Source organism: Calothrix sp. CBUCES-K 9914 (assembly GCF_059640475.1).
Genome location: NZ_JBXXZH010000024.1, coordinates 36,152 through 62,205, shown reverse-complemented (window position 1 = coordinate 62,205; position 26,054 = coordinate 36,152). Strand labels below are relative to the sequence as shown.

Annotated in this window: 26 protein-coding genes and 2 pseudogenes; 10 read left to right on the top strand and 18 right to left on the bottom strand. The window is 39.5% G+C overall.

All coding sequences use genetic code 11. The annotated features are described in order from the left end of the window. Positions 1-573: 573 nt before the first annotated feature. Positions 574-936, bottom strand: a pseudogene (locus tag AC2JBO_RS08025) (aminotransferase class III-fold pyridoxal phosphate-dependent enzyme); the annotation flags it as partial. A 106-nt stretch (positions 937-1,042) separates the two neighbouring features. On the opposite strand from AC2JBO_RS08025, the gene AC2JBO_RS08020 reads away from it, so the two are divergent. Together AC2JBO_RS08020 and hisIE are read left to right on the top strand one after the other, a co-directional pair. Further along, positions 1,043-1,228, top strand: a complete 186-nt coding sequence (locus AC2JBO_RS08020; RefSeq protein WP_496953100.1) for a ChaB family protein — start codon at positions 1,043-1,045, stop codon at positions 1,226-1,228. A 106-nt stretch (positions 1,229-1,334) separates the two neighbouring features. Continuing rightward, entirely contained in the window at positions 1,335-1,985 is a 651-nt protein-coding gene (gene hisIE, locus AC2JBO_RS08015; protein ID WP_496953099.1) for a bifunctional phosphoribosyl-AMP cyclohydrolase/phosphoribosyl-ATP diphosphatase HisIE, read from the top strand. A 223-nt stretch (positions 1,986-2,208) separates the two neighbouring features. On the opposite strand, the pseudogene AC2JBO_RS08010 reads toward hisIE, so the two are convergent. After that, positions 2,209-2,924 (bottom strand): annotated as a pseudogene (locus tag AC2JBO_RS08010) (Uma2 family endonuclease). 23 nt (positions 2,925-2,947) lie between these two features. On the opposite strand from AC2JBO_RS08010, the gene AC2JBO_RS08005 reads away from it, so the two are divergent. Then, positions 2,948-3,157: a 4-hydroxyphenylacetate 3-hydroxylase N-terminal domain-containing protein gene (locus AC2JBO_RS08005; protein WP_496953106.1), complete on the top strand. Its 210-nt coding sequence runs from the start codon at positions 2,948-2,950 to the stop codon at positions 3,155-3,157. A gap of 263 nt (positions 3,158-3,420) precedes the next feature. Here the strand turns inward: AC2JBO_RS08005 and AC2JBO_RS08000 are convergent, their stop codons facing one another. The 4 genes from AC2JBO_RS08000 to AC2JBO_RS07985 form a co-directional block, all read right to left on the bottom strand. Next, complete coding sequence (locus AC2JBO_RS08000; protein ID WP_496953098.1) at positions 3,421-3,654, bottom strand: YgiT-type zinc finger protein; 234 nt, start codon at positions 3,652-3,654, stop codon at positions 3,421-3,423. Between the two features lie 16 nt (positions 3,655-3,670). Further along, positions 3,671-3,955 (bottom strand): DUF4258 domain-containing protein, encoded by a 285-nt coding sequence (locus AC2JBO_RS07995; RefSeq protein WP_496953097.1) that lies wholly within the window; start codon positions 3,953-3,955, stop codon positions 3,671-3,673. A gap of 803 nt (positions 3,956-4,758) precedes the next feature. After that, positions 4,759-5,847: a site-2 protease family protein gene (locus tag AC2JBO_RS07990; RefSeq protein ID WP_496953096.1), complete on the bottom strand. Its 1,089-nt coding sequence runs from the start codon at positions 5,845-5,847 to the stop codon at positions 4,759-4,761. Between the two features lie 195 nt (positions 5,848-6,042). After that, positions 6,043-6,462, bottom strand: coding sequence for a hypothetical protein (locus tag AC2JBO_RS07985; protein ID WP_496953095.1), 420 nt, complete (start codon positions 6,460-6,462; stop codon positions 6,043-6,045). Between the two features lie 269 nt (positions 6,463-6,731). Here AC2JBO_RS07985 and mazE point away from each other — a divergent pair, with 269 nt between their 5' ends. Both mazE and AC2JBO_RS07975 read left to right on the top strand, forming a co-directional pair. Beyond that, entirely contained in the window at positions 6,732-6,971 is a 240-nt protein-coding gene (mazE, locus tag AC2JBO_RS07980; RefSeq protein ID WP_496953094.1) for a type II toxin-antitoxin system MazE family antitoxin, read from the top strand. Continuing rightward, entirely contained in the window at positions 6,971-7,324 is a 354-nt protein-coding gene (locus AC2JBO_RS07975; protein WP_496953105.1) for a type II toxin-antitoxin system PemK/MazF family toxin, read from the top strand. The genes mazE and AC2JBO_RS07975 overlap by 1 nt, the downstream gene beginning before the upstream one ends. Before the next feature lie 333 nt (positions 7,325-7,657). Here AC2JBO_RS07975 and AC2JBO_RS07970 read toward each other — a convergent pair whose 3' ends face one another. The 3 genes from AC2JBO_RS07970 to AC2JBO_RS07960 all read right to left on the bottom strand — a co-directional run bounded on the left by AC2JBO_RS07970 (position 7,658) and on the right by AC2JBO_RS07960 (position 14,136). Further along, complete coding sequence (locus AC2JBO_RS07970; RefSeq protein WP_496953093.1) at positions 7,658-10,366, bottom strand: zinc-dependent metalloprotease; 2,709 nt, start codon at positions 10,364-10,366, stop codon at positions 7,658-7,660. A gap of 209 nt (positions 10,367-10,575) precedes the next feature. Beyond that, positions 10,576-12,570, bottom strand: coding sequence for an iron uptake porin (locus AC2JBO_RS07965; RefSeq protein ID WP_496953092.1), 1,995 nt, complete (start codon positions 12,568-12,570; stop codon positions 10,576-10,578). Between the two features lie 312 nt (positions 12,571-12,882). Beyond that, a complete protein-coding gene (locus tag AC2JBO_RS07960) occupies positions 12,883-14,136 on the bottom strand; it encodes an MDR family MFS transporter (RefSeq protein WP_496953091.1) in 1,254 nt (417 codons plus the stop codon). Positions 14,137-14,612: 476 nt separating this feature from the next. Here AC2JBO_RS07960 and AC2JBO_RS07955 point away from each other — a divergent pair, with 476 nt between their 5' ends. Further along, on the top strand, positions 14,613-14,807 hold the full coding sequence (locus AC2JBO_RS07955) for a DUF2811 domain-containing protein (RefSeq protein WP_496953090.1): 195 nt from the start codon (positions 14,613-14,615) through the stop codon (positions 14,805-14,807). Between the two features lie 479 nt (positions 14,808-15,286). Here AC2JBO_RS07955 and AC2JBO_RS07950 read toward each other — a convergent pair whose 3' ends face one another. Beyond that, positions 15,287-16,006, bottom strand: a complete 720-nt coding sequence (locus AC2JBO_RS07950) for a response regulator transcription factor (protein WP_019495168.1) — start codon at positions 16,004-16,006, stop codon at positions 15,287-15,289. A 764-nt stretch (positions 16,007-16,770) separates the two neighbouring features. On the opposite strand from AC2JBO_RS07950, the gene AC2JBO_RS07945 reads away from it, so the two are divergent. Continuing rightward, positions 16,771-17,397 carry a CPP1-like family protein gene (locus AC2JBO_RS07945; RefSeq protein ID WP_496953089.1) on the top strand — a complete coding sequence of 209 codons (627 nt, stop codon included), beginning with the start codon at positions 16,771-16,773 and terminating at the stop codon, positions 17,395-17,397. Positions 17,398-17,485: 88 nt separating this feature from the next. On the opposite strand, the gene AC2JBO_RS07940 is transcribed toward AC2JBO_RS07945, so the two are convergent. The 3 genes from AC2JBO_RS07940 to AC2JBO_RS07930 all read right to left on the bottom strand — a co-directional run bounded on the left by AC2JBO_RS07940 (position 17,486) and on the right by AC2JBO_RS07930 (position 19,840). Further along, on the bottom strand, positions 17,486-18,187 hold the full coding sequence (locus AC2JBO_RS07940; protein WP_496953088.1) for an HAD family hydrolase: 702 nt from the start codon (positions 18,185-18,187) through the stop codon (positions 17,486-17,488). Positions 18,188-18,372: 185 nt separating this feature from the next. Further along, the gene (gene hppD / locus AC2JBO_RS07935) at positions 18,373-19,434 is read right to left on the bottom strand and encodes a 4-hydroxyphenylpyruvate dioxygenase (protein WP_496953087.1); all 1,062 of its coding nucleotides are present in this window, start codon (positions 19,432-19,434) and stop codon (positions 18,373-18,375) included. 181 nt (positions 19,435-19,615) lie between these two features. Continuing rightward, entirely contained in the window at positions 19,616-19,840 is a 225-nt protein-coding gene (locus AC2JBO_RS07930; RefSeq protein WP_496953086.1) for a DUF6737 family protein, read from the bottom strand. 221 nt (positions 19,841-20,061) lie between these two features. On the opposite strand from AC2JBO_RS07930, the gene AC2JBO_RS07925 reads away from it, so the two are divergent. After that, positions 20,062-20,475: an aspartyl protease family protein gene (locus AC2JBO_RS07925; protein WP_496953085.1), complete on the top strand. Its 414-nt coding sequence runs from the start codon at positions 20,062-20,064 to the stop codon at positions 20,473-20,475. Positions 20,476-20,541: 66 nt separating this feature from the next. Here the strand turns inward: AC2JBO_RS07925 and murG are convergent, their stop codons facing one another. Further along, positions 20,542-21,615 (bottom strand): undecaprenyldiphospho-muramoylpentapeptide beta-N-acetylglucosaminyltransferase, encoded by a 1,074-nt coding sequence (gene murG / locus AC2JBO_RS07920; protein ID WP_496953084.1) that lies wholly within the window; start codon positions 21,613-21,615, stop codon positions 20,542-20,544. Positions 21,616-21,700: 85 nt separating this feature from the next. Between murG and AC2JBO_RS07915 the strand changes: the two genes are divergently transcribed. Then, the gene (locus tag AC2JBO_RS07915; RefSeq protein WP_496953083.1) at positions 21,701-22,510 is read left to right on the top strand and encodes a DUF8623 domain-containing protein; all 810 of its coding nucleotides are present in this window, start codon (positions 21,701-21,703) and stop codon (positions 22,508-22,510) included. Positions 22,511-22,593: 83 nt separating this feature from the next. Continuing rightward, entirely contained in the window at positions 22,594-23,349 is a 756-nt protein-coding gene (locus AC2JBO_RS07910) for an SDR family oxidoreductase (RefSeq protein WP_496953082.1), read from the top strand. A 191-nt stretch (positions 23,350-23,540) separates the two neighbouring features. Here AC2JBO_RS07910 and AC2JBO_RS07905 read toward each other — a convergent pair whose 3' ends face one another. From AC2JBO_RS07905 to AC2JBO_RS07890, 4 genes are all read right to left on the bottom strand, one after another. Continuing rightward, positions 23,541-24,572: an L-histidine N(alpha)-methyltransferase gene (locus tag AC2JBO_RS07905; protein ID WP_496953081.1), complete on the bottom strand. Its 1,032-nt coding sequence runs from the start codon at positions 24,570-24,572 to the stop codon at positions 23,541-23,543. Between the two features lie 69 nt (positions 24,573-24,641). Further along, entirely contained in the window at positions 24,642-24,788 is a 147-nt protein-coding gene (locus AC2JBO_RS07900; protein ID WP_496953080.1) for a hypothetical protein, read from the bottom strand. 90 nt (positions 24,789-24,878) lie between these two features. Beyond that, complete coding sequence (locus AC2JBO_RS07895; protein ID WP_496953079.1) at positions 24,879-25,703, bottom strand: serine hydrolase domain-containing protein; 825 nt, start codon at positions 25,701-25,703, stop codon at positions 24,879-24,881. Then, entirely contained in the window at positions 25,703-25,924 is a 222-nt protein-coding gene (locus AC2JBO_RS07890; protein WP_496953078.1) for a hypothetical protein, read from the bottom strand. The genes AC2JBO_RS07895 and AC2JBO_RS07890 overlap by 1 nt, the downstream gene beginning before the upstream one ends. Positions 25,925-26,054: the final 130 nt, after the last annotated feature.

Below are 26,054 nucleotides of genomic sequence, written 5' to 3'. Positions count from 1 at the left end.
GGAGCACCTATTGCGTGCAATCGCTGACAGCGTGCCACAAGACGAGATCCACCCACTCTTTGTGACCGTCATTGTGTAGGCTGGCTAACGGTGGATGTGCCTGCCAAACAATATTGCGGAGGTTTGGTGGGGCGTGATGATCCAACAGCCCGCGACATGCCACGGTGCAGTCTGTTTCTTAGAAGGAAACAGCAAGCTTACAACTGGTAGCATGAGTCAATGGGCTTCACGTTGATCACGTACACAACAGCTAGGGTTTGGCAGAGGAACTCAAACGAGCTCGAGGCCTGGTGGGCGTGGATCAACCGAGTTGCCGCATCAACACCAGAGCAGACAACCCAAGATAGCAAAAATCTTCAATCAGCAACAACGCACAGCGTCGGGCTCACGAATCCTGCAGGTATTGCTCATGAGCTTGCAAGCTGCAATATGCCAGGACCCAGATGCTGGCCTTGCCATGGCAGGCTGAGGACAGCACCTTGGTGGACCTAAACCCACCACTGCATGCATTCCTGTACCCAAATTTGTAGGTTCACTTCTTCTTGTCAGCCGCTGCTGCCTGCTTGCGCTGCAGGTGTTAACAAAACGTACCATTTCAATACTTGGTACAGCATTGATAACCATTTCGGCTAAGACATTTTCCAACACGCAAGGGGCGCCGAAGCTAGTACCCTTATCCAAAGCGGAATGCAGCGCGTTGATTACATCAGGATGTGCATGACCACAAATAGCAGGACCCCAAGTACCTACGTAGTCGATGTATTGATTGCCATCTACATCCCAAATGTAGGCGCCTTTCACATGGTCAAATACAATAGGCTGTCCACCGACTGATTTAAACGCGCGGACAGGAGAGCTAACTCCACCGGGCATTAGGTTTTGAGCTTTCTCAAAAATTTCTTGTGATTTTGTGGTTTTAATCGTGGTATTTACCAAGGTTTATCTCCTGCGATGATAAAAATGAAGCTCTATCCTGGGATAGGCGCAAAAATATCTAAGAATTTATATCGTAAAATAATAGATGAACCAAAAAAATAACAATATGTTATACAAATGCAATCAAGACTTGCCTGTAGAAATTCGCTCTCTATCACAAGAGTGCCAAGATGTCTACCGAGCTGCTTTCAACTCGGCTATTCACTGGTATGGCGAAGCTCCAAAGGCTCATCAAGTCGCAAGAAGTGCTGTGAGGATGCAGTCGGCGATGCATAAAAGTCTGAATGCTTAAAAATTAAATAGTTCTGGATAAATAGTTTTGAAAAAAAAATGCCAGTTGTTTTGTTTAGAATGGTATGTTGATTTAATCAATCATTCTTGGTCGCAAGCAACTGGTTATGTTTTCTTCTGAACCAAATTCATTACGTAACGCCATTCCAATTAATAAGATTCGTTACGACGAAAAAGGTCTAGTACCTGCCATCGTCCAAGACTATTTAGATGGTACAGTTTTAATGATGGCGTGGATGAATAGCGAATCGTTAGAAAAAACCTTAGAGACTGGAGAAACTTGGTTTTGGAGTCGTTCGCGTCAAGAATTTTGGCATAAGGGAGCAACTTCGGGTCATATACAACGCATTAAAAGTATTCGTTACGATTGTGATAGCGACGCAATTTTGGTCAGCGTCGAACAAGTTGGTGATATTGCCTGCCACACTGGAGAGCGCAGTTGTTTCCACCAAATTGATGGTAGCATAATTCCCCCCCCAGCAGACACATTATCACAAGTATTTCAAGTAATTTGTGACCGTCGTGATAACCCCAACGAAAACTCTTATACGTGTAAGTTATTTGCAGGTGGCGATAATAAGATATTGAAGAAAATTGGTGAAGAAGGTGCCGAGGTAGTGATGGCGTTCAAAGATGATAATGCGGACGAAATTGCAGGAGAAGTGGCAGACTTATTTTACCATACTATGGTCGCGTTGGCGCACCATAAAGTGGATATTAAGGATGTATATCGGAAACTTCAAGAAAGGCGGCGGTAATTTTGGCAACGGATACAACAGATGTAACGGATGTTATTTAAATACTCTGCCTTGTAAAACTTTATCTTGTAAAACTCTATCTTGTGGAATGGGCATCCTTGCCCGTTCCTAACTTAACCTTCAATTAAATTTAAAAGTAAGGTACGTAATGCCTTGAAAAATTTAAGCATAATCAAAAGACCTGTGGCATCACACACCGACTTTCAATTAAATTTAAAATGAATTAAAGTTGTTCTGGGTTAATTCCTTTTTCCTTAAGTAAAGCGTGCAAAGCTTCTAACTGTGCTTCGGCTTGTTCCGCGCGTTGACGTTCTTGTTGTGCTTGTGCTTCAGCTTGTTCCGCGCGTTGACGTTGCTGCTCTCTAAGTTGGTCGAGTTCTAAGAAAGTTAAAAATGGTTGCCCATCAGTACGAAAAATTTGTAGCTCATTGTTTGGTAGTTCAAAACGAATTTGCAAGCGTGGACTAATCCAACCTGCCATTTGCTCAATTTCTTGTAATTCATTATTCGAGCGCAGCCAACCCGTTAACTCTCCTGTATCTGGGTCGTATAAGTAATATTCTTCCACACCATAGCGCTGATAAAACTTATATTTAGCAATCATCTCTCTATGAGTGTTGCCTGGAGAAAGTATTTCAAACACAACTTGTGGAGGAATATTATTTTCTTTTGACTGAACGTAGGAACCTCTATCTCCTTTCGTCTGCCAAAGACGACCATGATATCAGGCGCCCTCCGAGTCACGTTATCATCTTTAACTGGATACCACAATAAGTCCCCAGCGACAAAAACATCTGGGTTATTTGCAAACAGCAAATCGCAGTTCTTTTTAATAAACACAATTAATTCAAACTGCTTAGTATTATCTGCCATTGGCTGTCCATCGCTTTGGGGGTAGATAATATCTTCTTGGACTAAGGGTTGCAACTGAGTGACCATTGGTGTAGCTCCGCGCAGCGTAAATAATTGTACTACTAATTTTAACTTACATTGTAAGTGGCGCCAAAGTTGTTGCGACAAATTCAGCATTAACTAACTATAATTTTATTGCTCACTATGGTTTATCTATACAAAAGAAAGAGTTTGCACTTGCTTGCATAATTCCAACAGCGGTGCCAGGGTTAAAGTTAATTTGTCGTCCTAGCTATGCAATGACTGCTGATGTAACGTAGGTTGGGTTGCGCTGACGCTCCACCCAACAAAATATTAATGAAATTTACCACAGAGACGTAGAGACGCGATTAATCGCGTCTCTACGTGTATAATTTTTGACAAATTATTGAAATCTTTCGCAATACTCACATTTGTATGTACACATATAATTGCCTCTTGAGCTTCACCTCGTTTATGTAGTATTAAATTTTTAATAACTCACACAGGTAATAAATGTTACTAAATTAGATTAGTAAGGTGGTTTGGCGCCACCTAGACAAATTTACGCATGAGCAACTGGAATTTGCTCGGTTCTTTCAGGAGACTTAGCGCCAGTTGCAACGGCATGAACTGTATGGAGAATTTCGGCTGAGTAATATCGATTGCCGCAGTTATCACAAACCCCTATAGTTACGTCTTCAAGAATAACAAAACCATCTCTATGTTTGAAAGCTTCACGCTTAACAACGCGGGGTTGAACGGTACCTTCGCAATACTCACATTTGTATCCATACATACAATTAGCCCTCAAGTTAGGTTACTTCGTAGACTGTAATAATTAAATAACGTCCATTGCTAGCGAAACGCCCAACAACACCAACGGGGGTTTGTTGGTCTAAAGCAGTCCCTACTACTATATATTTTGTACCTCTGGGGTCATCTTTTTCAATCCTAATTACTTGTCCGCTAAGTAAAGCTTCTTCTACATCCAAGATTGTCAGGAAATCTTCTGCCATCTCTTCCATCGCATGGGCTGACATATCATACTGATGAAGTCGGATTTTTTCCCTAATACGGTCAATATCGCTGCGTGGCACTTGTTTTTATTTGAGTTATATTCATCGGCAATTATATCAAGCAGCTTACAAAGCAGTAGTCCGTGTCATTAATTTTGTCACGTTGGCGCCAACTTTAAATATCACTGATTCCTCTCTGTGTACTCTGTGTCTCTGTGGTAAAAATATTTACTCTCCAAACTTATGACATGAACCAATAGTAAATCTGGCTTAATTAGATAGTTAAGGTGGGAGCAGCGTCATCTGCACGGATTTACGCATGAGCAACTGAAATTTGCTCAGTTTCTTGGCAATAGTCACATTTGTATGTATACATATAATCACCTCTTGAGCTTCACCTTCTTCATAAAATGTAATAATTAAATAACATTCATTGCTTGCGAAACGCTCGACTATACCAACAGCTAATTTTCAAGTGATATTAAGAACGATAATATTAATTTACTGTAAGATTTAAGACAGTATTGTTCAGAATATATATTGATCTTTTTCTAAGGCAGTTTTTACAGTATTGTGGTAGATATCCTTTGCCATCTCTAGTGCAAGTAGGTGTATTGGGCGGAGTTGCTCTCTTTACAAGAAGCTCTTCTTCTATTTTGCCTGAGTTTTTGAAAGTTATGTTGAATGTCTAAATTTTCACCTGACTTACGATTTATAGGCGCCTTTAGATATTGGTGTTGGGTTACAATGCGGTAAGTACCCAACCTACGATTTCTAGGCGGCAGCACAAACAATGTGGGGTCTTACGTTAGTTGTATAGTTGTATTTTATCAGATGTGGTATACTTAATCTATTCGGATAAGGTTGTGTAGAGTGAAGCCAACCTACAACTTGTTATCGGGCGCCTGTAAACAATTAATCTCTTTTTGTATTCTTAAGAAAATTTGTTTGGCACCTCCGACTTGATCAGCTTTATTTAACCAATATTTAATTTTATCTTCGTTTCCTAAAAAATAATCAGCTTTAGCAATATAACAACAACTTACTACAATATCAATGGCATCGTTACCTAATTCTGTCAAAGGCAAAAGTATTTCTTTGCCTTCATTGTATCTACCTAATTCTATGAGAATAGCTCCTCTAGTTCCTTGGACAGTTTTGATATCGCCAGCTATTTTTAATGCTTGTGACGACCACCTATCTGCTTTGCCAAGGTATTTAGTTTCACCATGATTGATTATTATGCTAGTTAAAAGATCTAGAATGTAGACTTTCTCTCTAGTTGAACAACTAGCGCTATCTAAAATAGTTTCTAATATTTCAATTGCCTCATCAAACTTATTTTGATTTAATAATGCATCTGATTTAAATAATTGACGTAAAGTTTCTATGCTATTGTTGAAAATAATATTAGAAAACTTATCTTGTTTTGATGCGTATCTATCTAAACCCATGAGTTTTTGAATAGTTTTAATATTACTGTTAAATAAAGTATTTATAATTTGCTTTCCATCACTAGCAAGTTTTCTACCATAGCCCGATGATTCAAAAGGTATAATATTACAAATAAATATCAAAAACTCTATATTAGCTAAATAATAAATAATTCCTATATTGTTCAAATAAGCTAAATTTCCATGTTTGATGGAAATATTCCAAATTGAGCTAAGTATGAAACATAAAAATAAATTAGCTAAAGGGCCGCCTAGATACATCACTATAAGCTTAGGCTTTATCCATGAATGAGCTAAATTAGATATATAAGTTATTCCACCTCCGGGAATAGGTCTGAACTCGATTGTTGTATTAAACAACTTATAACTTAATAATTTCTTTCCTACTCCTATTGTTACAAAGTATGGATTAAACCCTACTATCTTAGCTGCTATCAAATGACCAAATTCATGAGCAATTATTGAAAAATATAACCAAATACAAATAATAAAAATAATAAAAATTAAATTTAAAATCATATATAATCGCTAAATTGAATATTACTAAACTAAAGCCGAAATATCTTCCTTAAGTTAGTATTCCCATTTGAACGATTATTTATCTCAGTAATATTACTGTAAATAAAAATCAAATTATTACTGGAATTACGGTCTGAGAAACTGACTTTTTTTAATAGTAGAATCCTGCGTACTGTAAAATTAAGGCATTGTAACTTACATCGGCGCCTCAATTTCTGTAAAAGTCCACTCCCACATTGCCATTATGAAGCGCGCGCATGTATAACCACAGTCTTCCCATTCGATTACATCACCATTAGTTCCCTGCCATATGCTTGGATTGGGTGTATATAAGTCAGCTTTTGAAATTGCCCAATAGACAACCCATTGGTTCTCATTCATAAACACAAGCTTATCATCGAACCACTCAAGTTCTTCAAGGGGACGAAGCTGATTATGTTCTTTATTTATCCAATGTAATCCTGCGACTGCATAGTACATCGCAAGTGCTTCAGGAATTTTTAAGTCAAGTTGTTGCAATTTTACTTGAACTAGCTCATCACCAAGACCATCTGAGGTTTTGAGAGGTGAGCTAAAAATTTCCTTAAATCTACTTGCGTAGTATTCTTTAAACACTGGGGTAGTATTACTCCAAAAATATTTTTAAAACTACCATAAACTCGACAACAGCCGTATTAAAAAATTAACTTCGCTACTGCCAGTTATATGCTTCGTCTAGTTCTTTGCGAACCTTTAATAGATCAATAATAGTATCACCCGGAGGAGATACCCAATCTGGAGTCAACGAACCGATTGTCTCACTCATGGTAATCTAAACATGAAAATTATACAAACAGTTCTCAATAGTATGATAAAATAGTATGATATTATAATAATCTAACGAAATGGTTAAAAAAGTTACAATAACCCTTGATGACGATGTTCTTGCTTTTGTAGATAAGCAGGCCTCAGATAGGGAAAACCAAGGAAACCGTAGCGCTTTCATTAATAGTGTATTAAAGGAGTTGAAGAAGCAACGTTTACAAGAAGAACTAAAGGCAGCATATATACAAGATTCACAAGATGAAACTTATCGAAAAGAAGCTGCTGTCTGGGATGTAACTGTAGGTGATGGTATTGAGTGATGCCAAATGGTAATTTAACTTACCGACGTGGAGAAATACGTTGGGTTGATTTGGAACCAACAATAGGTAAAGAAGCAAAGAAAACTCGTGCTTCTTTGATAGTTCAGAATGATGTTGGAAATCGCTACAGTTTTTTAACCGTAGTAATACCATTGCTGCCAGGAATTAAAAATGTACCGTATGTTGTAAATGTAAAAGCTACACCTAGCAATGGTCTAGACCAAGACCGATATCTTGATGTTGGGCAAATACGTGGTCTTGATAATAGTAGAGTTCTTGATTTATTAGGAGTATTGGAAGAAGAGTATTGGGGATTGATACGCACTTGCTTGAATGTAGTGTTGGATTTTTAAATTTTTAACCATACACAATTTAAATCCCCCCTAATCCCCCCTAACCCCCCTTAATAAGGCAGGGCTGATTCATTCTTGAAAGGAAATTAGGTTCAGTTTAAATTTTCTACAAAATTACACGTAACTTTTTCTTTTCTTTGTGCCCTTTGTGCCCTTTGTGGTTTATTTCTTTAAAGAACCACATAATCCGGAGGATTTCCCGCAGGGTAGACACGAAGAACACAAAGGGCAATAGCGATTTTTATTTTTAGAATCAAACAGCCCTGCCCGCGTGGAAGGGGGGAACAAGAGAGGTTAAAGTCCCCCGATTCACGGGGGATTTAGGGGGATCAACTAACGTGTTCTTAGTTGTGCGTTTAGTGCTTGGGTGATACGCGCGCTTGTTTGTTCTAGATGTGCGAGGGTGTACATGTTAAGGTTTTGGTGTTTGAGACTAGCGTTTATTGCTGCTTGAAGTTTGTTTAGTTGGTGCCATGCAATTGTACTAGCGTCTTCGGGTACGTCTACTGTTCGCAGTACCATGTCTAATAAGATGTTGAGATGCTCACGTTGTAATGAGCGACGGATGCTAGATATTAGTTGGGGTTTGCTGTTAGTTAGTACTTCACTCCATATACCGCATTGTAGGGTGTCGAAGAGTTCGGGGATGGTTAGCGCGTTTTCTGGTACAGTTTTTAGTTCAATGTCTAGCAACCTATTTAGACGTTCTCCATCTAATAGTGAGCGCAGTACGTTACTTTGTAAGTTGAATATACGCGCGTGAATAGGATAATCTAGACGAGAGATGGGTATTGCGTGTCCCCAATGTTGCCAACGTGATGGCGCCAGTTGATTTAGTAATTCTGGTGAAAAGTTAAAGGCTTTTTCGGCGAATACATAATTTTGCAAGTTTGTCAATGCTTGCTGCTGTTTTTCTTTTGACATGGGAATAAATGCCCATTGCGTGTTATCACCTGCATGATGGCGCCCAAATGATTGTCCAGCTATATATTGCACAAGTAAATTAGCGTTGCGTCCGTAGTAGTTAAATACACGGTTGAATAGTACGCGCAGGTTGCTGTAACTATCTCCTTTTAAAGGATAACGTTCATCTAAACGTGTCCACATGATGCGAGCATTATCTAGCTGCAACTGCGAATATTGCAGTACATCTCTACTTAAGTCCCAAGCATTTGCCAGAGGGTTTACGTCCCATATGTCCTCATCGGTTGCATAGGATAGTTCTGGTTCGGGAGATGCAGAAGCTATTTGTTCTAAAAATGCTTTTTCGTTCAGTGGAGTTATTTGCTCAACATCATTGGCAAGCTGTTTATATCCATAAACTATTGCCCATTTGTCGTAAGGACCGATGATAGTGGGAAAATAATCGCCTTGCCCGACTCCAGCAGGTGCAATATTAACAGGTAGATAATCCATTACTGAACCTGTTAAACCTAGAGTATGAGTAATTTCTACATTGTTTAATTCAAGAGGCGCCAACATTGTACTGCCATGAAAGTTATGTCGCAATCCCAATGTATGTCCAACTTCGTGAGCAATCAGATAACGTAGATACTCATGCACATACTTATGCATTTGCTCGGAGCTAGGTATTCTATCTGTAAGCAACGACAGTGCTAATGTACCCATTTTAGCTTGAAACGAAGATTCTGCGCCGTAGCAAACATCATTATCAACAAGACAATAATTTTTATTACTAGTCTCTTGACGAGAATGCTTAGTTTTGGGTTCAAATTCTTCTGTTAATGCCGTTGAATTACCTTTTACTAACGCCCGATACTCCCGTTCTAGCGAACGCACCATACTCGCATCGACAATAATATCGGCATCTAAAATTTCACCTGTTAACGGATTCACTCGTGTTGGACCGCGCGCAAATCCTGCATCGAGGGAATTAAACCAGCGAACCGTATTGTAACGTACATCTGCGGGTTGCCAATCAGCATTATCCGGCATTTGTTGTACTTCGATGGCTGAATCAAACCCGGCAATTTTAAATGCTTCATTCCACATCAAAATGCCTTCTTTGATTGCATCGCGATATTCTAACGGTACGGCGTTTTCTATCCAGAATACAATCGGTTTTTTTGGTGCCGATAATGGTAAGTTAGGGTTCAATGGTTCTAAATGCCATCTATTTATATACCGTACAAATACATCATCACTACGATTACGGGAAAAATCCTGAAATGCAGTAATAAAATACCCTACTCGGTCATCAGCGAGTCTTGGTATATAACCATTATTTTCTGGCAACTGCGAAAAGCTATAGTGAACTGACAACGATAGCGCGCGACTATCTGGAACTGTCACCAAGTCGGCGCCTTCTTTTGAAGAAAATCCGTAAACTGAGTTAATTTCTATATTCTGAGGAAAACTATTAATGTCAGCAAAATATGACCTGTGTTCCTCTAAATAATAGTCTGCTTGGAGTGATGATTTTAATAGCGCAGTTAAACCTGGGAAATCTCGCATTAACAAATCGCCTAAATCAATCAGCAAACTTTTGGTATACGGGTCACTACCAGCAATTTCTGCGGCACCGAGTACCGAATCTGTAAACGAACGCTTCAGTGAACGCTCTTCTGGTGCATCAATTTCTGTACGAAACTTTACATTTCGCACAACAAATTGTAAACTATTGTTAACACGTTGAAAGTAAAACAAAAAGTCTTGGAGTGGAAGTCCGCTATAAATGCCACTTTCGCCAATCCCTGACTCAAGTGTTACGGTCGCTAGGTAGTTTTTATTTAGTTGTTCTGGCTTAACTTCGAGATAAGCTTCACCCGTGTCTTTATACTGATAAAGCGTAAATAGACCGTCTAATTTTCGGGCATCGCGAGTTATCTCTCGATAGCGTCGAATCGATTCTTTACGCTCAATTATTCTATTTTCCGAACTAGCAAAACCATCAGCAGTAGCCACTTCAAATTGCTGACCCTCAAAATTTGATATCTGACTGGCAAATGCACTGTTGGCGCCAAATATACAATTCCACAGCAGTAACCCGCAGATTACTACTTTTGCTATCCAATTATTCATTTCTAAAAGCCATTCACGCACGCTTTGTCAGTGTGCATACATACACACTGCTTAGATACTTTATAGAATAGCGTTGTTTGATTGAATAAATATGTAGCGATTTTAGCCAGTAGGCTATATTGTGGCGCCAATATTACATAATTTTAGTATTTGGTTAAAGATATGAATATTAGAGGCGGGCAAGGATGCCCGCTCCACAAGAACTGTGGTTAGAAAGTGAATGTTGTGCGTAATACGCCTACTGTGGTTGTGTCGTTTCTGCTGTTTCCTTCGGGGTTGAATAAGACGAAGGCGCCAGGGGTAATACTAATGTTGTCGCTGACTCTGAATTTGAAGTAACCCTCTAATTGGTAAGGTGTCGCGCGTCTTACACCTGGGTCAGCAAGATTTGCGGCGCCTGAAGCATCTGTACGATACAAGGGTTGACCGAAGAGGATACCGGCAGTGTTACCTTTACCAACTATATCCTTGAAGTGCAAACCAGCCATCCAACTTGTAAAAGTGGTAGATGCATCTACACGACCAGAAGAGGAATCAACAAATATAGCGGCGCCGTATCCTGCTAGTGATAACTTGTCACTAAAGCGGAAGTTGACGGTACCACCCACCGAATTTAGTTTGACTGGAATTCCCAAATTAACACCAGACAATGCACCAATATCACTGCTTGTCAACCCTGTGCCAAGAATATTTATTTCATGATAACTGTTGGCGTAGTTCAAACCAATATCTATAGATTTACTTGGTTTTAGGGTAAGTTGTGCTGCTACAACCGAACTACCACCAAATACCCCTGAACCTAGAGGAGTTCCTGACACACCCGGTAAGATATCTGAAGCATTTGCGGGAAGATTCGCATTGACGCTACCATAGAGCGCGCGTAAGTCGATGGCATCGGAAAGATTTAATATAAAACCTGCCGCTGACGCTAAACCGGCTCCAGAAGTACCACCAGAAACGCGCACTACTGGGTTTAAATTACCAAAGCGCGATATTGATTCTTGCCCTTCTCCATAGAACGGTAAGATGGCTGGGAATGCATCGGATACTTCTGCTGCCGTTCCAGCGAACAAAGTTAACTTACTGGCAACGGGGAATATATACAGTAGCTTGTACAGTTCCAAACTGTTGGCGCCTCGTGCCGATAGAGTTTTTACGTCAAGACCAGGAAATTGAGGTTCAAAGCTTGTCCGCGCACTCGAAGCACTTAGTAAAGGAGAAGCAAGTCCTAATGATTCTTGAAGACTACCACTACCACTTACACCACCTAAGAAATTATGCGCTTGTAGACCTGTAATAAGTAAATCTTTTCCTGTAAAGCTCGTATTCAGATTCAAACGAACTCGGTTCACTAAGATAATATTTGGGTCTTCACGACCAGGCGCCCCACCAGTGGCACCAATAGCAGCAAAAATTGCTTCACCCTGTAACTTGGTTGTTGTGGAAAATTGATTAGCTTCAAGTTGTGCTGTTTTAACTTCAAGAGCATCAACTCGACCTCTCAATGTCGCAAGTTCAGCAGAAAACTCTTCTTGGAGTCTACGAAGTTTTTCTAAATCTTGTTTACGTACTAAATCATTTGTTGCAGTGGCAATGAGTTCATTCACACGCTCCAAACAAGCATTCAAACCTGCCGCAAACTCATAACGAGTCATCGCGCGGTTGCCTCGATAAGTACCGTTAGGATAACCAGCAATACAACCATAGCGTTCAACTAATGACTGCAAAGCTTGAAATGCCCAATCTGTTGGCTGTACGTCAGAAAGCTGCGAGACTGAAGTAACTTGATCGATTTCTCCAGATTCTGCTGAACTGGTTTTGTTTATATCGGTTTGATTTGAGTTTGCCCCATTGAGATTTTCTGCTCTCTGTTTTTGAGCAAGCTTGTTGCTATTTTTTTGTTTGTCCGCAGTGAATGTAATTTGCTTATCGCTGTTTAACAGATTCTGTACGTTCTTCCAATCTGAATTCTCATTATTTATTTTTGTGTCAATGTCATTGACATTTTTTACAATATCTGTTCCACTTACTCCATCACTATCGTTAATACGAAAAGCAAAGTTATTATCAGATACCTGACGTTCTGATTTTTCTTGTAAGTCTTGCGCTATCGTGTTTACGGGCGCCGCTTGTACACAAATTGAACTAGCTATAAGACACAAAAAGCTAGCTCCACCAGCAGAAGCTAGTATAATTTTTTTCATTGTTTGTTACTCCTCACACTTTATTGAACGCGCATTTGCTCAATCGCAAAATTAACCTAAACCCACCCAATAACCAAAGAATATTTAATTAGAATTAATATCATTTTCGACAAATGAAACCTTGCATAAAAATGATACTTGTGATATGGAAACTACCTGAAGTATGTACAAGTTGTTACTTCAAGTGTATTTAATATAGTAAATCGTATTTTGATCAACAATTGGCAGAATCTTGATTTGCAATTCTTATGGTTATTATTAAGTTCCGAGTGCTGAGTGCTAAGTGCTGAGTAATTAGTAGTAACTCAGCACTCAGCACTTTCTACTCAGCACTCTTTGAAGATATTGTAAAATCATAGTCGTAACGACTACACTAGCAGCTAAACAAATCCAGTAAGTGTTTGCCATACCACTGTCTAATACCCAACCTCCCAAAAGGGGGCCAATAAAATATCCACAAGACCAGCAAAGTGAGTTAATTGATAGATATACCCCACACTCTCGAAGTGGTGCCAAATCGCTTACCAAGGCTACTGCATATGGAGTATATGAAACAATCGCAATCGCAAATACACCCAACGCAGCAATTGCTATTTCTTTTGATGCCAAGGCGCCTGTTTGCCAAACTAAACCAAAACCAATTGCCCATACTAATGCACTAACACTCAATGCTTGTGTATAAGAAAAACGATTCAAAATTCGAGCAACTGGTAATTGAGCAATAATGGCAACGACTAAGTGCCAAGCAAATAAACTGCTAATATCAGTTTCACTAAATCCGCCCTTGGCGCCTTGAATATTTACGTAATTCTTGAAATACAACGGTAAAGTACTGTGAAGTTGTGATATGTAAGTTGTAAAAATAATATTGACTACTACAAAAATACAAAGTTTTCGATTTTGTAGCGCTGTTATCCAAGCATGTAAGTGTTGTCTTTTTTCGGGTTTTTGCTCGGAAACTACCAAAGTTTCACTAATTGCAGCCCAGATAACAATGAAAAATGCCAAAAATGAGATAGCATCTGCAGTGAATAGTAAGCGGTAATTATTTGTTGTCGCTACAACAACCCCCGCTAAAACTATTCCGACTCCCAGACCGAGATTATCTGCTAACCGAGTTATCGCAAAAGATAGGTGCCTATTACTATTAACTGTCAAATCGGCAACTACTGCTTCTGTTGAAGGCCAATATAACCCTATCGCAAACCCATAAATTAAATTGCCTATCACCAAGGTAATAAAATCATGAGTCAACGACAGTACTATTGAACCAATTGCTGCGATTCCAGTAGATAATAGTAAAGTGCGTCGGCGCCCCCATTGAGGAGAGTCAGCAAACGTTCCACCCAAGACTCTGCCAAAAATCCCAGCTACAGAGCCACTACCCAAAGCTAGACCAACGGATGTAGCGCTCAAACCGACTTGGTTGACAAAAAATATTGGGGCATAAAATAAAGTAAATCCTGTTCCGACTTCGGATAAAAAGCGACCAATCGCCAAAATCCAGACGATTGGATGAATTGCGGATAACCAATTCGGAAAGTTCGGCTTGGGTAGTAATTTCATTTGCAGAGCGTTAATTAAAATTTAATTTTTTGTAATTCTTATCATTTACTCTCCTTAATCCTCATCAATTCCACAGTTTTTCCACAGTTTTTCCACAAGAAGTAAGAAGTTTTCCACAGCTATTTTACGATTAGATCAGCTCTTGGTTCATTACTGGGGATTTGTCATGCTAGCGACTCTTTTAACTACGATACTGAGTTATTGTAAATAAATGTAAAATTTTTTGGTGCCAAACACTGATTGTTGCGTAAATATTTATTCTTTATAAACTATTCTGTAATATTTCGCAGCATTGACAAACCCACCCCCTCTTAGCGCACAATTATTCGGCTTGCTTTTTTATCAAAGTAAACCGCCAGAGCAAAATTACTACTGCCTGACCCTAAAAATAGAGAATGGAAGTTTTTGCTTCAAGGTGCGACTGTGATATCAAAGTAAATAAAAGATTGCTGGACGAGACATGGAGATTCCGACTTATGAACGCAACAGTTAGCATATTTACGAATATTCCCGAAACCCTTCACGAATCCCTCAAAACCTACTTGGAAACTCATCCTGATTGGGATCAAAATCGGGTGCTGACAGCGGCTTTGTCGTTGTTCCTACTCCAAAATGGTGAAAGTGACCGTCGTGCTGCGCGCGTCTACCTTGAGACGTTATTCCACAACTAAAGAGCGGTATATAAGCGTGCAGGTGCTGCGTGTGTATTTCAGGTGCTGTGTTTCGTGTTCGTTGTGCTTGGTAACTGTAATTAAGTATTTTAGTCAACAGTTAAGAGTCAAACAAACGGCAGGTTCAGGTGTTCTATATAATGAAATACTACATTCTGAGAATTCCAGACTCTTGACTAATGACAGAATATATGTACTGAAAACTGAAGTGAAGATTAACAAAACTTAATATCTGACGTTGAATAACCAAAATAAAGCAATCGCGATTCGAGCGCGCGATTGCTTTATTTATGAAAGACAGCTATGTCCATATTTAAAGGACGTTTTGAGAATTATGTGTTAGTGAGGAAATAAATATTGACTTTATACCTCGATTATTGTATTAAGCAGCATCGAAGGCTGCTTAACATTTGAGATATCGATTTATTAATGTTCAAATCAAACTGTGCAGATTTCAAGCCTGTTAAAACTTGGTTTCTTCAAATCGCAGCTTTTTGCTCTTGTGGATGAGTCGGGCATTCAAATTTGTATCCAACACCACGAACAGTTTGAATTAAAGCGGGCTGACTAGCATCTGCCTCAATTTTCTTGCGAATTTGGCCAATATGAACGTCAACGACCCTTTGGTCGCCTACATATTCATAGTCCCATACCTCCTGAATTAGTTCAGCTCGGCGCCAAACACGACCAGGGTGGCTGGCAAGAAAATGCAATAAGTCAAATTCCAACGCAGTTAACAGCACAGGTTGGCTGTTTAATGTCACCTCGCGTCGCACGGGGTCAATCATCAGCTTTTCAAATACCAGGCGTTTTTGTTCGGCTGTGGTAACTACTCGCTGACGTTTTAAAATAGCAGCGACTCGTACTTCCAATTCTCCCAAACCAAATGGCTTGGTCAAATAGTCATCGGCGCCTTTGGAGAAACCGCGAATCTTATCGGCTTCGTCAGCGCGGCTAGTTAACATCAGTACAAAAACACCATTGCGGCTTTGCATCTCTTGGCAGAGGTTAAACCCGATGACATCTGGTAAATTCACATCTAGAATCACCAAATCGGGGTTAAACTGCTCAAACAATGCTAGGGCTGACTTGCCATCTTCGGCAGCCTCGACCTGGTAGCTTTGCTTGCTGAGAAAGCGCTGGATTAAGTTACGAACCGCAGGGTCGTCATCGACAACAAGAATCTTGGCAGGAGCCATGACCATCTCTTTTTACAAAAATTTATAGGATTAAATGTGTGTAATTGCCACATTTGAAGGGCAATGCAACTGCTTGCTCTTTCATGGGTAATAACAATCTACAAGTGCAAAACACTATTCCCTGATTTTTTCACTCAATATAGTGTAATCAGGATTGTGGAGAATTAAAACCTAGAGCGAGAAGTCGTAATACGACCTTGGAATAAAAATTCCGTGGGAAGGTGTGAAAAGGCTCCAAATTGTATTCGTGCCTGTAGATGCATCAAATCTTAACGCTATCTTCATAGTACTTCAGGATACTTTAGTTATCTTAGTTACTATGTAATTAAATTCGCTCGCCCATTTGAAATCGAACGTAAGCCAAACGTCAAGAATTATTATGACGCTTACTAATTAAAGCAAAATTTACGGCACAGTGAGTAACCAAATTGGAAAAAAAAGTAGTATTCTTTTCATATACGCTACTGTTTAAGTATTCTTAACTTAAATTCTAGAGTAGAGCTTTGTACCCAATAGCGACATGGGGGGATACACTGAGTTATTGCAGTATGTTAAAGTAACTATAGTTAAAATTACCAGCTTTTGACTATAAAACTCGTGCTACCATCCAATTAGAGTATATATATTAGAGATTAGAGCGAAACTGAGTCTTAACTTTCACAGAGCGCGAGACTAGTTTCAACCGATAAAAACCGCATTATTTCCGGTTCCGAAATTTTTAACATTAAGCACCGATGCGACTGAGGCTAAGATAATTTATTCCCATGAGCGACCAAAATCCCTACGAAAAACTTGGGGTATCAGAAGATGCAACCTTCGAGGATATACAAAACGCGCGTACTCGCCTTTTAGACCAATGTAAAGGCGACCAGATGCGTGTAGAGCTAGTCGAAGCTGCTTATGATGCTGTTTTAATGGACCGCTTGCGGATGCGTCAAGAAGGTAAAATTAAGGTTCCCGAACGTATCCGATTTCCAGAACGCCTACAGCAACCACCCCCACAAGAAAGCTTACCACGCCGCGAGCCGTCTCCTGCATGGTTAGATAGAATGCTCGACAAGCCATCTCCAGGTGACATTGTTTTACCCTTGGTTTGGTATTTAGGTTTAGGCGCCATCTCCATCTTTTACAAAACAGCAGGTGAACAAGTTCTACAACTTGCGTTGATATTAGGTGTTGGGATTAGCATTTACTTTCTAAACCGCAAGGAAAACAAACTTGGTAGAGCAGTGCTGTGGACTTTCACCGGACTGATGGTAGGTTTGGTTGGCGGAGGTTTAATTGCTGGCGCCTTAATACAACAAATAACTACACTCCAAATTAACGTAGATCAATTCTCAACAGTATTTACTTTTGTACTGCTGTGGCTAATTAGTAGTTTTCTCCGCTAAGAGTGCTGAGTGCTGAGTGCTGAGTGTTAAAACTATTAACTCCGTAGAGACGGGATTAATCGCGTCTTTACTCAGCACTCAGCACTTTCTACTCAGCACTATTTAAAATGATATCGACAGCAGCGCTCAAGTCTTTGACAATTAAATCTGGTTGAAAACTTTCTAGCTGGTTGCGACTACGAATACCACATTCGACGGCAATTACTTTGATACCATGTTTTTTTGCGGCAGCGATATCAGCTTCTGTATCTCCTACCATCCATGTATCGGTCGCTTCTGGTAACTCTTTTAGCGCACGCTGCATTAATAACGGTTTGTCGTCAACATCACGGGTTTTAACGTAGTCGTTACTGAGACAATAGCAACGATTTTCTGGGAAAAACCTCCTCAAGTCGTGTTGTCCAAACGCGAAGTCGAGTTCTGACACACGTCGCATTGTCATTACCGCTAAATCTATATCAAGCCGATTAATTTTTGATTGTTTGATTTTTGTTAGTGCCTCAACTGAGGAAGGCACCAACGTGTCATGTTCAAAGTATGGCTGGGTATGAACCGTTTTTTTACGTAGAGAAGCAAAGGCAGTAGCTTGTTCTTCACTTAACCCTGAAATAATCCCAATTTGTTTCTCAGGAACCCGGTCACGCTTCAGAAGCCAAAATTCTTGCTTCGGCAGTAACTGCACCTCTTGAGAGGGATATCGAATTTTTTCTAAACAAAGCTCGTATACCCTATAGTAACGCTCTGACACATCGATAATGGGGCCATCAAAGTCTGTAAATATTCTTAACATTTTTTAGTTATTTTTTAATAAATTTATCAATAAACTTAATATTTCGTTATCACAGTACCCCAGTTGAGAACAACTTTTTACAAAAAATAGTTTTAAATAACTTATATAAGATATTGTTAACACTAATATAAATTAATATAAAATCTTGAAATTCCCGATTTTAAGAAAAAGCGGGAATCCAAGATTTAAGTGGTTATTTCGGGAGCGCGTTTGAGTTGTTCGCGTTCGATAGCTTCAAACAACGCGCGGAAATTGCCCTCCCCGAAACCTTTGGCGAGGTTGCGACGTTCGATGAATTCAAAGAAAAATGTTGGTTGTCCGAAAATTGGTTGAGTAAAGATTTGTAACAATAAGGCGCCTGGGTTATCTTCTCGCCAGTCAACTAAAATTTCTTGTTGAGAAATACAGTCAATCTCGGATGGAGAAAGGGGAAAACCAGGTCGAGTTACAAGTTTGGAATAATAGGTCGGGGGAACTACTAAAAAAGGCAGGTTGCGAGAACGAAACAGGGAAATTGTTTCCAGCAGGTTAGACGACCCCAAGGCAATATGCTGAATTCCTGCACCTTGGTTAAAGTCTAGAAACTCTTGAATTTGGGAGTTACCTGTTGCAGGTTGGTTAATTGGTAGCTGTACACCACCACAGCGGGATATCATCACCCGACTGTGTAACCCGGAATTCTCGGTTTGGATGTTAAAGCTTTGCTGTGGCTGAAAATCAAGGATTTTTTCGTACCAAGCTACAGCATTTTCTAATTCCCCTGTTGGTACGTTTAATACAATGTGGTCTATGTTGATTAGTTTCTGAGACTCCTTTGTCGGCGCCTCCAGATGTGTTTCGATTAAGGTATGCGATAGGGAACCCCAAGCTTTGATTTTGCTAAATTGAGTATGAATACCATTGCAACAATATTTGCTGATTGGTTGCAAAATTTTGGCGCCGTAACCATAAGCGCGCTCCTGTATGTCTTGAATATTCTCTACAGCAAATGCCACATCAGCCACACCAGGTGGGTGGTAACGTAGAAACTCAGCTACTGGACTGCTAGGTAATAACGGTGAAGATAGTACAAAGTAGATAGAACCGCTTTTGACTACTTGAGTACAAGTATGATTTTCATTCTCATAGTCAAGTAGATAAGGAGGAAGCATGTAGTAATCTACTGCCTCAAAACCTAAAGCACTTACAAACCAGTCACGCCAAGCTTTGGCATCTTCCACGTAAAAGTGAACGTGTTCAATTCTCATAATTGCTGAAAATCCAGCCTCACAGCTTATCTGTTTGTAAATTTTGCCTTATAAGCGCGAATTTTCTGCTCTTTCTTAGGTAGTAGTTAGCAATAAATCTTTAATAATTTAAAGTTCAGAAGCTTTACATGAGATACATTTAGATTCCCGACTTTTTAAAAAAGTCGGGAATCTGATTGACTCATTGCTCATCTAACATACCACTGTTAGCTACTAATTTTGGGTATACCAACAAGAAAAACCACATCCATGTCAATATAGGTATAGCAACAAGAATAGTTAACCAAATGAGTTTTAATACAATCCAACTGGCGCCGATTATTGTTGTACCAGTTAGTAAAATCGACCAAGGTTGACACCACCAAGGCTTATAATCCCATACATTCACAGATTGTTGTTCTGTCATAATGTGCGCTAATTCTTAATAAGTTATTATATCTAAGTCTACAACATAACATTTTATAATAACTTTAATTATCAGACGTTGTAATTATCGGTTAAAAGTTTATAGACTCTGAAATCCAGTTATCATCTTCCCAATGTTTCGTATTACTTACTATAAACAAATATTATTTTTGTATGTATATACTTGACTATAAATATCACTAATATATCACAAGTAAAGTTATGGGGACAGTTCGCGCCAAAATTAACCTGACAAATGCAATAGATGATGAATTAGTGAATCGAGGTTTGCTTGCTCCTAGACTGCTACGAGTGATTGAAGCAGAAGGATTAGTTGATACAGGCGCCGTTTCTCTAGTAATACCTGAAGGAATGGCTTCCCAACTGGGTTTACGAATAATTGGTCAGCGTATGGCTCAGTGTGCCAACGGTAGTGAAGAATTTATTGGTTTTACTGGTCCTGTAATTGTTGAGTGTTTGGGACGTAAGACTGTTGATGAAGCGTTGGTTGTAGGTAATGATGTGTTGATTGGTCAAGTTATTTTAGAGAAACTGGATTTGCTTGTGGATTGTAGAAAACAGCAATTGATTGCTAATCCACAATCTCCTGATTATCCTTTCGCGATGATTAAGTGATGTGGTTAGGGACGGCTGGGGACAGCCGTTCCACAAGATATTACATTCTACAATATATTAATTAAGTTATTTTTCTACTACTTCGCGTACTAGCTGTGCTAATTTCTCTGCGCTATCTGGTAAGACTACAACTTTGGAGTTTTCTCCCATTTGTCGTAGTTCATCTGGGGATTGTAACAAGCGTAATACTTCTTTTTGCAAAGTTTCTGCTGTTAAATCTGATTGTTTGAATAATAATGCTGCATTTACGGATGTAAACACGTTGGCATTATATGTTTGGTGGTCTTCTGCTGCAAAGGGGTAAGGTATTAATATTGACGGGGTGCCACAGACTGCTAATTCGGTCAAACTTCCGGCGCCTGAGCGGCTTATTGCTAAGTTAGCTCTCCGTAATAATGCTGCCATATGACTATAAAATGGCAAACATATATACTGTGGATGCTGTAAGCTGTTAGCGTCGGGATCACTTTCTCCTGTAAGGTGAACAATGTAGGCGCCTGCTTCAAACCAAGCTGGAGCGCATTGTCGAACTAGTTTATTTACAGCTACGGCGCCTTGACTACCACCGAAGACCACTATTAAAGGTGCCTCAGAAGGAATTGGTAAATCTAAAGTCGCGGCAATTGCTTTATCTAGAAATTCAGAGCGTACAGGAGTACTCGTATAAATGGTTTTAGCCTTGGGTAAATATTTTGCTGCCACCTCAAAACCGACAGCAACAGCATCGCACCAGGGACCAAAAAAGCGGGTAACTTTACCAGGTAAAGCATTTGCTTCATGGAGAATAACGGGTAAACCAAGCGAACGCGCGGCAATAACCGATGGTCCAGCAATATAACCACCTGTGGTAAAAACTCCTTGGAAGTTACCTGAAGAGAGGATTTTGCGAACCTTCAAAATGGAACCGATAAGTTTCCCAAGCGTCAAGAGCGAAGAAATTCCAAAACCTTTTTGAAATCCTTCGACAGATATAGTATTCAGCTTATACTGTTTGGGAACTAGCTGAGTTTCCAGACGATTGGGAACACCCAGCCATTCAATTTGATACTCCGGCAATTTCTCGGCTAGTGCAATTGCGGGGAATAAGTGTCCCCCAGTACCACTAGCAGCAATCAATAATCGTGTTGATGTGTCTACCATCTAAACTTGTACCCGTATCAGCCCTAGCTTAATTAAGATAAAACAAATTCGCAGTTTTCTGTAGTAAATATCTTACGTATCAGCAATGCCTAACTTTATTAAGTTATTACCTTTACGCTCGTATCGTACCAAAGTCAACCACAAGTTAACTTTTTTTCTGCTTGTAATGAGTTTATTCACTGGTTGGCAGTCTGTCCAAGCTAGTACGGCACAAAATGCTCCTACCGAACTTAAAAATTTGTTAACACAAATTGATAGTGCCGCAAGCCAAGGTAATACCAAAGCAGTAATGCAATATTACAGCCCCAACTTCACTCACAGCGATGGTTTAAACCGCCAAAGCATGGAACGCGCTTTAGTATCGCTGTGGCAGCGTTATCCAAGATTACGCTACACAACGCAGTTACAATCGTGGAGAAGACAAGGTAACACAGTTATTGCCGAAACAGTTACACAAATTTCTGGATTACCAAGTGCTAACAGTCAGAATATGGCACTTAATGCCACAATTCGTTCGGAACAGCGTATTAATGGGCAGCAAATAATACAGCAGAATATAATATCCGAACGTACACAGCTCACATCAGGAGCAAAACCGCCACAAATTGATTTTAGGTTGCCTCAACAAGTCAAAGTTGGTCAGCAGTTTAGCTTTGATGCTATTGTTTCTGAACCGCTTGGTGAAGATTATCTCCTCGGCGCCGCCTTAGAAGAGCCAGTCAAAGGTGACACGCTTCTTAAAGCCACTCCTGTAAATCTCGAATTACTTACTTCTGGTGGGTTATTTAAAATTGGTCAGGCGCCTGCAACACCCGGTAGTCGCTGGGTATCAGCAGTAATAATGCGCGGTGAAGGTACAACAATGGTGACACAACGGCTGCAAATTGTGAAATAGTTAATAATTATCCCGTAGGATAGGTGTCCCGCCTGTCCTACACACATATAAACGGACAGGCAAGATGCCTATCCTACACAATTATGAATCAAATAGTTTTCATAACTGGTGCAAGTAGTGGTATCGGTGCCGCTTGCACAAGAATCTTTGCTGAAAATGGCGCCAAATTAATTCTCGCAGCACGTCGAAAAGAGAAATTACAGCAATTAGTCGAGTCACTAAGTATAAACTCGTCGCATGTGCATTTAATAGAACTTGATGTACGTAACCGCGAGGCTGTGGAGTCTGCTATTTCTTCGCTTCCTACTGAATGGTCAAATATAGATATATTAATTAACAACGCTGGTTTAAGTCGCGGTTTAGACAAACTCCACGAAGGCGCCTTTCAAGACTGGGAAGAAATGATTGATACTAATATCAAAGGCTTACTTTACATGACACGCTATATAGTACCAGGAATGGTACAGCGCGCACGGGGTCATGTAATTAATATTGGTTCGATTGCCGGACACCAAACATATCCCAGTGGTAATGTATACTGCGGTACAAAAGCCGCCGTTAAATCTATTTCTGAAGGATTAAAACAAGATTTACTTGGTACTCCTATTCGTGTAACTTCGGTTGACCCAGGTATGGTAGAAACAGAATTTAGCGAAGTGCGCTTTCACGGTGATACTGAACGCGCGGCAAAAGTCTATCAAGGAGTTACACCCCTAACACCTGATGATGTCGCCGATGTCATTTACTTTTGTGCAACCCGACCAGCCCACGTTAACATAAACGAAGTTATTTTAATGCCCGTAGACCAAGCAAGCGCAACTTTAGTGAATCGTAAATAATGTTATTACAATATTAATATTTATTACGATTTGTAAAAATAGTACATTATGCAGGATACAGTCAACACCCCAATAAATAAGGTAACAGCGCCCTTCGGCGATTAATGTTGCAAAAGTTCTTGTGGAGCAGGCATCCCTGCCTGCCGAAAAACCATACCACGCTCCACCCAACCTACTATTTTATGATTTAATTACATTTTAATTTTGCAAATTGCCATGATGTGTGATTGGTATTTGTTTGTACTGTAGTGAACAAGTTGTAGTCCTGCTTGTTCTAGTTCTTGAATGAGTTCAGGAAGTTGGTGTTTGTGATGGCGCCAAATTGTTATTTCTTCATTGTTGTAAATTTCTACCTTTTTATTTATTCCTGCGCTACTAAAATCAATCGTGTAATCAGAAGTAAATTTTAAATTAGCTATAACACTATCTGTTTTTTTATCGTATTTTCTAATTAACTGACAATCTTGGTGTTGGATACCTATATTTTTATTGATGCGTTGATATATTTGTTCGGCATGATAGTAACAACCACCTCTTGGTATTCCATCCCATTGAGAGTTATTACCAATTTCGTTAGTTAAGACTAGTAAGTCATTTTTGCCCATGCTTTGTCTAAAGTTTTTAAGTGCTTTAACTCGATGTTGAAGATTGCCAATAGTGACACCCAAGTGTAAAAATATGTTTATATTATCTTGATGTAACAAGTATTCAGGGATAGAACTATTCTCAATATCAATATAGCTGTTTGTGTATTTGATAAATGGAAACCATTTGGTAAAGTTTCTTTTCGAGACTGCGAGTAATTCTTCACTAATATCTAACGCTGTATATCTATCTACCCTGCCTAATTTATCAAGCTTACGAATATACTCTTTAACAGGATATGAATTTCCGGCGCCTACATCTATTACATTGACTTTTTGACAATTTTGTGTTTTGCTGTTGAGATATTTAAAGTTATCCCTGAGTAGATTTATCTCTACATTTGAGCGATACCAGTTAGGAATAATCAGCTTTCTGTAGAAATTATCCCAAATATTGGCGCCTGCACCTTTGTAAGAATATTTTAAAGGTATTTCGCGTCGAGTTTTCAGTGCTTCAATTAGATGTAAAATTTCCTGTTGGGAAAAAACTTTATAGAACTCAGAACTTGGCTGTGCGATACGGTTGTTTGTTATGCTAAAATTCTGATTTTGTAAATTGCTACTAATTTTTTCAGCCACTATTCTTGTTCTTTTTTAACGGTATAATAACTATACCAGCTTTCAAATATAAACTCTCACAAACTCCAGTTAGGTGGAGCGAAGCTTTTTAAATTCTTCAAGTAAGTAGCGGAGTTCCTCACCCAACATTACAATAGGGTTGGCTTCATAGCACAAGCCTACTGCACAAATAACCCAAACTTCATTATTAATGACATCTATTTCCGAAGAGTACATATATTCAGGAAGGTCTTCTTTTTGCCTAGCTCTAGCTACTAATATTCCTTTGAATAAACCGCAAACAACGCACTTGTAAGAAGTCGCGTGCTACAAAATTAATCGCAATATGTCATCAACCATTCCATAAGGATGGTCAAACATTGAAGCGTTACAAAAAATAGCTAATGTTAAATTACGACCTTTAAAATTTGGTAGATGCATTGCCCAAGTACTGTAACCAGGCCCACCACCACCGTGACCGTACAAGATACCATATTTAGATTCAGGGTCAATCATTACTCCTAAACCATAACAAGGGTTTTTGTACCAAGGGTGACGAGTCGGTGTTGGTACTGGGGTTAGCATTTCTTGTAGAAATTGAGAATTAAGTAGTTTTCCAGTAAAGAGATTTTCAAAGAATTTCACAACGTCTTCTGGTGTTGAAACAATTAACCCAGTTGCACACCAGTCTGGATGATAACGAGGAATTACGTTTTCGATGCGGTTTTCTTCATTTAATTCTCTACTATAACCCGGTGCCAATTCTCCTTTAATATCAACTTCATGTGCTACATATGTATTATTCAAATTTAATACATCGAAAATATTGCTTTTTAACGCTTCGGCAAAAGTTTCACCCGTCACTGCTTCAATAACTTCATACAGCAACATATATCCAGTATTCGAGTAACGAAATTTTTCCCCTGGTTCAAAATCAAGTTTTCCTTGACACGTTAACTCCATAACTTGCTGATGTGTCCAAGGTACTGAAGGATTTGCTCTTACCGCAGGTAAATAATTATCTAAGCTTGTATAATTAGGCACCCCACTTCTATGATTAAGCAGGCGCCGTAAAGTTACTGTTTCTGGAAATGGTAGTTTAGGAAGCCATTTGGTAACAGGTTCATCCAAGTCTATCAACCCTTCTTGCATTAATAGCAACAAGCAAGCGGCGACAAAAGTCTTAGTAATACTATATATATAGAAGCGACGGGCGCCATTTTTTCGCGCGCGTCTAAATCTGAGTACCCAGCGCTTGCCGTCGAAATATCCTTCTCGTCACTTATTGCTACATTCACACCAATGCACGCTTCAAAGCGAAGCGACTGGTTTAGGGCAACGGATACAACGGATGTAACGGATGGTTTATTCATCAAACGGCGCCTCTGTTTATCTCTTAATAACTCTTTCTTTGTGCCCTTTGTGTCTACCCTGCGGGAAATCCTCCGGATTATGTGGTTTATTTTTCTTTTCTCTGTGAACTCTCGTGGTCTCCGTGGTTAA

Excerpts from the sequence above, each read along its gene's own strand:
- AC2JBO_RS07940 (WP_496953088.1), bottom strand. The coding sequence starts at position 18,187 with ATGTTAAGAATATTTACAGACTTTGATGGCCCCATTATCGATGTGTCA.
- AC2JBO_RS08020 (WP_496953100.1), top strand. The coding sequence starts at position 1,043 with ATGTTATACAAATGCAATCAAGACTTGCCTGTAGAAATTCGCTCTCTA.
- AC2JBO_RS07900 (WP_496953080.1), bottom strand. The coding sequence starts at position 24,788 with ATGTACTCTTCGGAAATAGATGTCATTAATAATGAAGTTTGGGTTATT.
- AC2JBO_RS07945 (WP_496953089.1), top strand. The coding sequence starts at position 16,771 with ATGAGCGACCAAAATCCCTACGAAAAACTTGGGGTATCAGAAGATGCA.
- AC2JBO_RS07955 (WP_496953090.1), top strand. The coding sequence starts at position 14,613 with ATGAACGCAACAGTTAGCATATTTACGAATATTCCCGAAACCCTTCAC.
- AC2JBO_RS07970 (WP_496953093.1), bottom strand. The coding sequence starts at position 10,366 with ATGAATAATTGGATAGCAAAAGTAGTAATCTGCGGGTTACTGCTGTGG.
- AC2JBO_RS07990 (WP_496953096.1), bottom strand. The coding sequence starts at position 5,847 with ATGATTTTAAATTTAATTTTTATTATTTTTATTATTTGTATTTGGTTA.
- AC2JBO_RS07915 (WP_496953083.1), top strand. The coding sequence starts at position 21,701 with ATGCCTAACTTTATTAAGTTATTACCTTTACGCTCGTATCGTACCAAA.
- AC2JBO_RS07965 (WP_496953092.1), bottom strand. The coding sequence starts at position 12,570 with ATGAAAAAAATTATACTAGCTTCTGCTGGTGGAGCTAGCTTTTTGTGT.
- murG (WP_496953084.1), bottom strand. The coding sequence starts at position 21,615 with ATGGTAGACACATCAACACGATTATTGATTGCTGCTAGTGGTACTGGG.
- AC2JBO_RS07895 (WP_496953079.1), bottom strand. The coding sequence starts at position 25,703 with ATGCAAGAAGGGTTGATAGACTTGGATGAACCTGTTACCAAATGGCTT.
- AC2JBO_RS07975 (WP_496953105.1), top strand. The coding sequence starts at position 6,971 with ATGCCAAATGGTAATTTAACTTACCGACGTGGAGAAATACGTTGGGTT.
- AC2JBO_RS07925 (WP_496953085.1), top strand. The coding sequence starts at position 20,062 with ATGGGGACAGTTCGCGCCAAAATTAACCTGACAAATGCAATAGATGAT.
- hppD (WP_496953087.1), bottom strand. The coding sequence starts at position 19,434 with ATGAGAATTGAACACGTTCACTTTTACGTGGAAGATGCCAAAGCTTGG.
- hisIE (WP_496953099.1), top strand. The coding sequence starts at position 1,335 with ATGTTTTCTTCTGAACCAAATTCATTACGTAACGCCATTCCAATTAAT.
- AC2JBO_RS07950 (WP_019495168.1), bottom strand. The coding sequence starts at position 16,006 with ATGGCTCCTGCCAAGATTCTTGTTGTCGATGACGACCCTGCGGTTCGT.
- mazE (WP_496953094.1), top strand. The coding sequence starts at position 6,732 with ATGGTTAAAAAAGTTACAATAACCCTTGATGACGATGTTCTTGCTTTT.
- AC2JBO_RS07930 (WP_496953086.1), bottom strand. The coding sequence starts at position 19,840 with ATGACAGAACAACAATCTGTGAATGTATGGGATTATAAGCCTTGGTGG.
- AC2JBO_RS07960 (WP_496953091.1), bottom strand. The coding sequence starts at position 14,136 with ATGAAATTACTACCCAAGCCGAACTTTCCGAATTGGTTATCCGCAATT.
- AC2JBO_RS07890 (WP_496953078.1), bottom strand. The coding sequence starts at position 25,924 with ATGAATAAACCATCCGTTACATCCGTTGTATCCGTTGCCCTAAACCAG.
- AC2JBO_RS08000 (WP_496953098.1), bottom strand. The coding sequence starts at position 3,654 with ATGTATGGATACAAATGTGAGTATTGCGAAGGTACCGTTCAACCCCGC.
- AC2JBO_RS07910 (WP_496953082.1), top strand. The coding sequence starts at position 22,594 with ATGAATCAAATAGTTTTCATAACTGGTGCAAGTAGTGGTATCGGTGCC.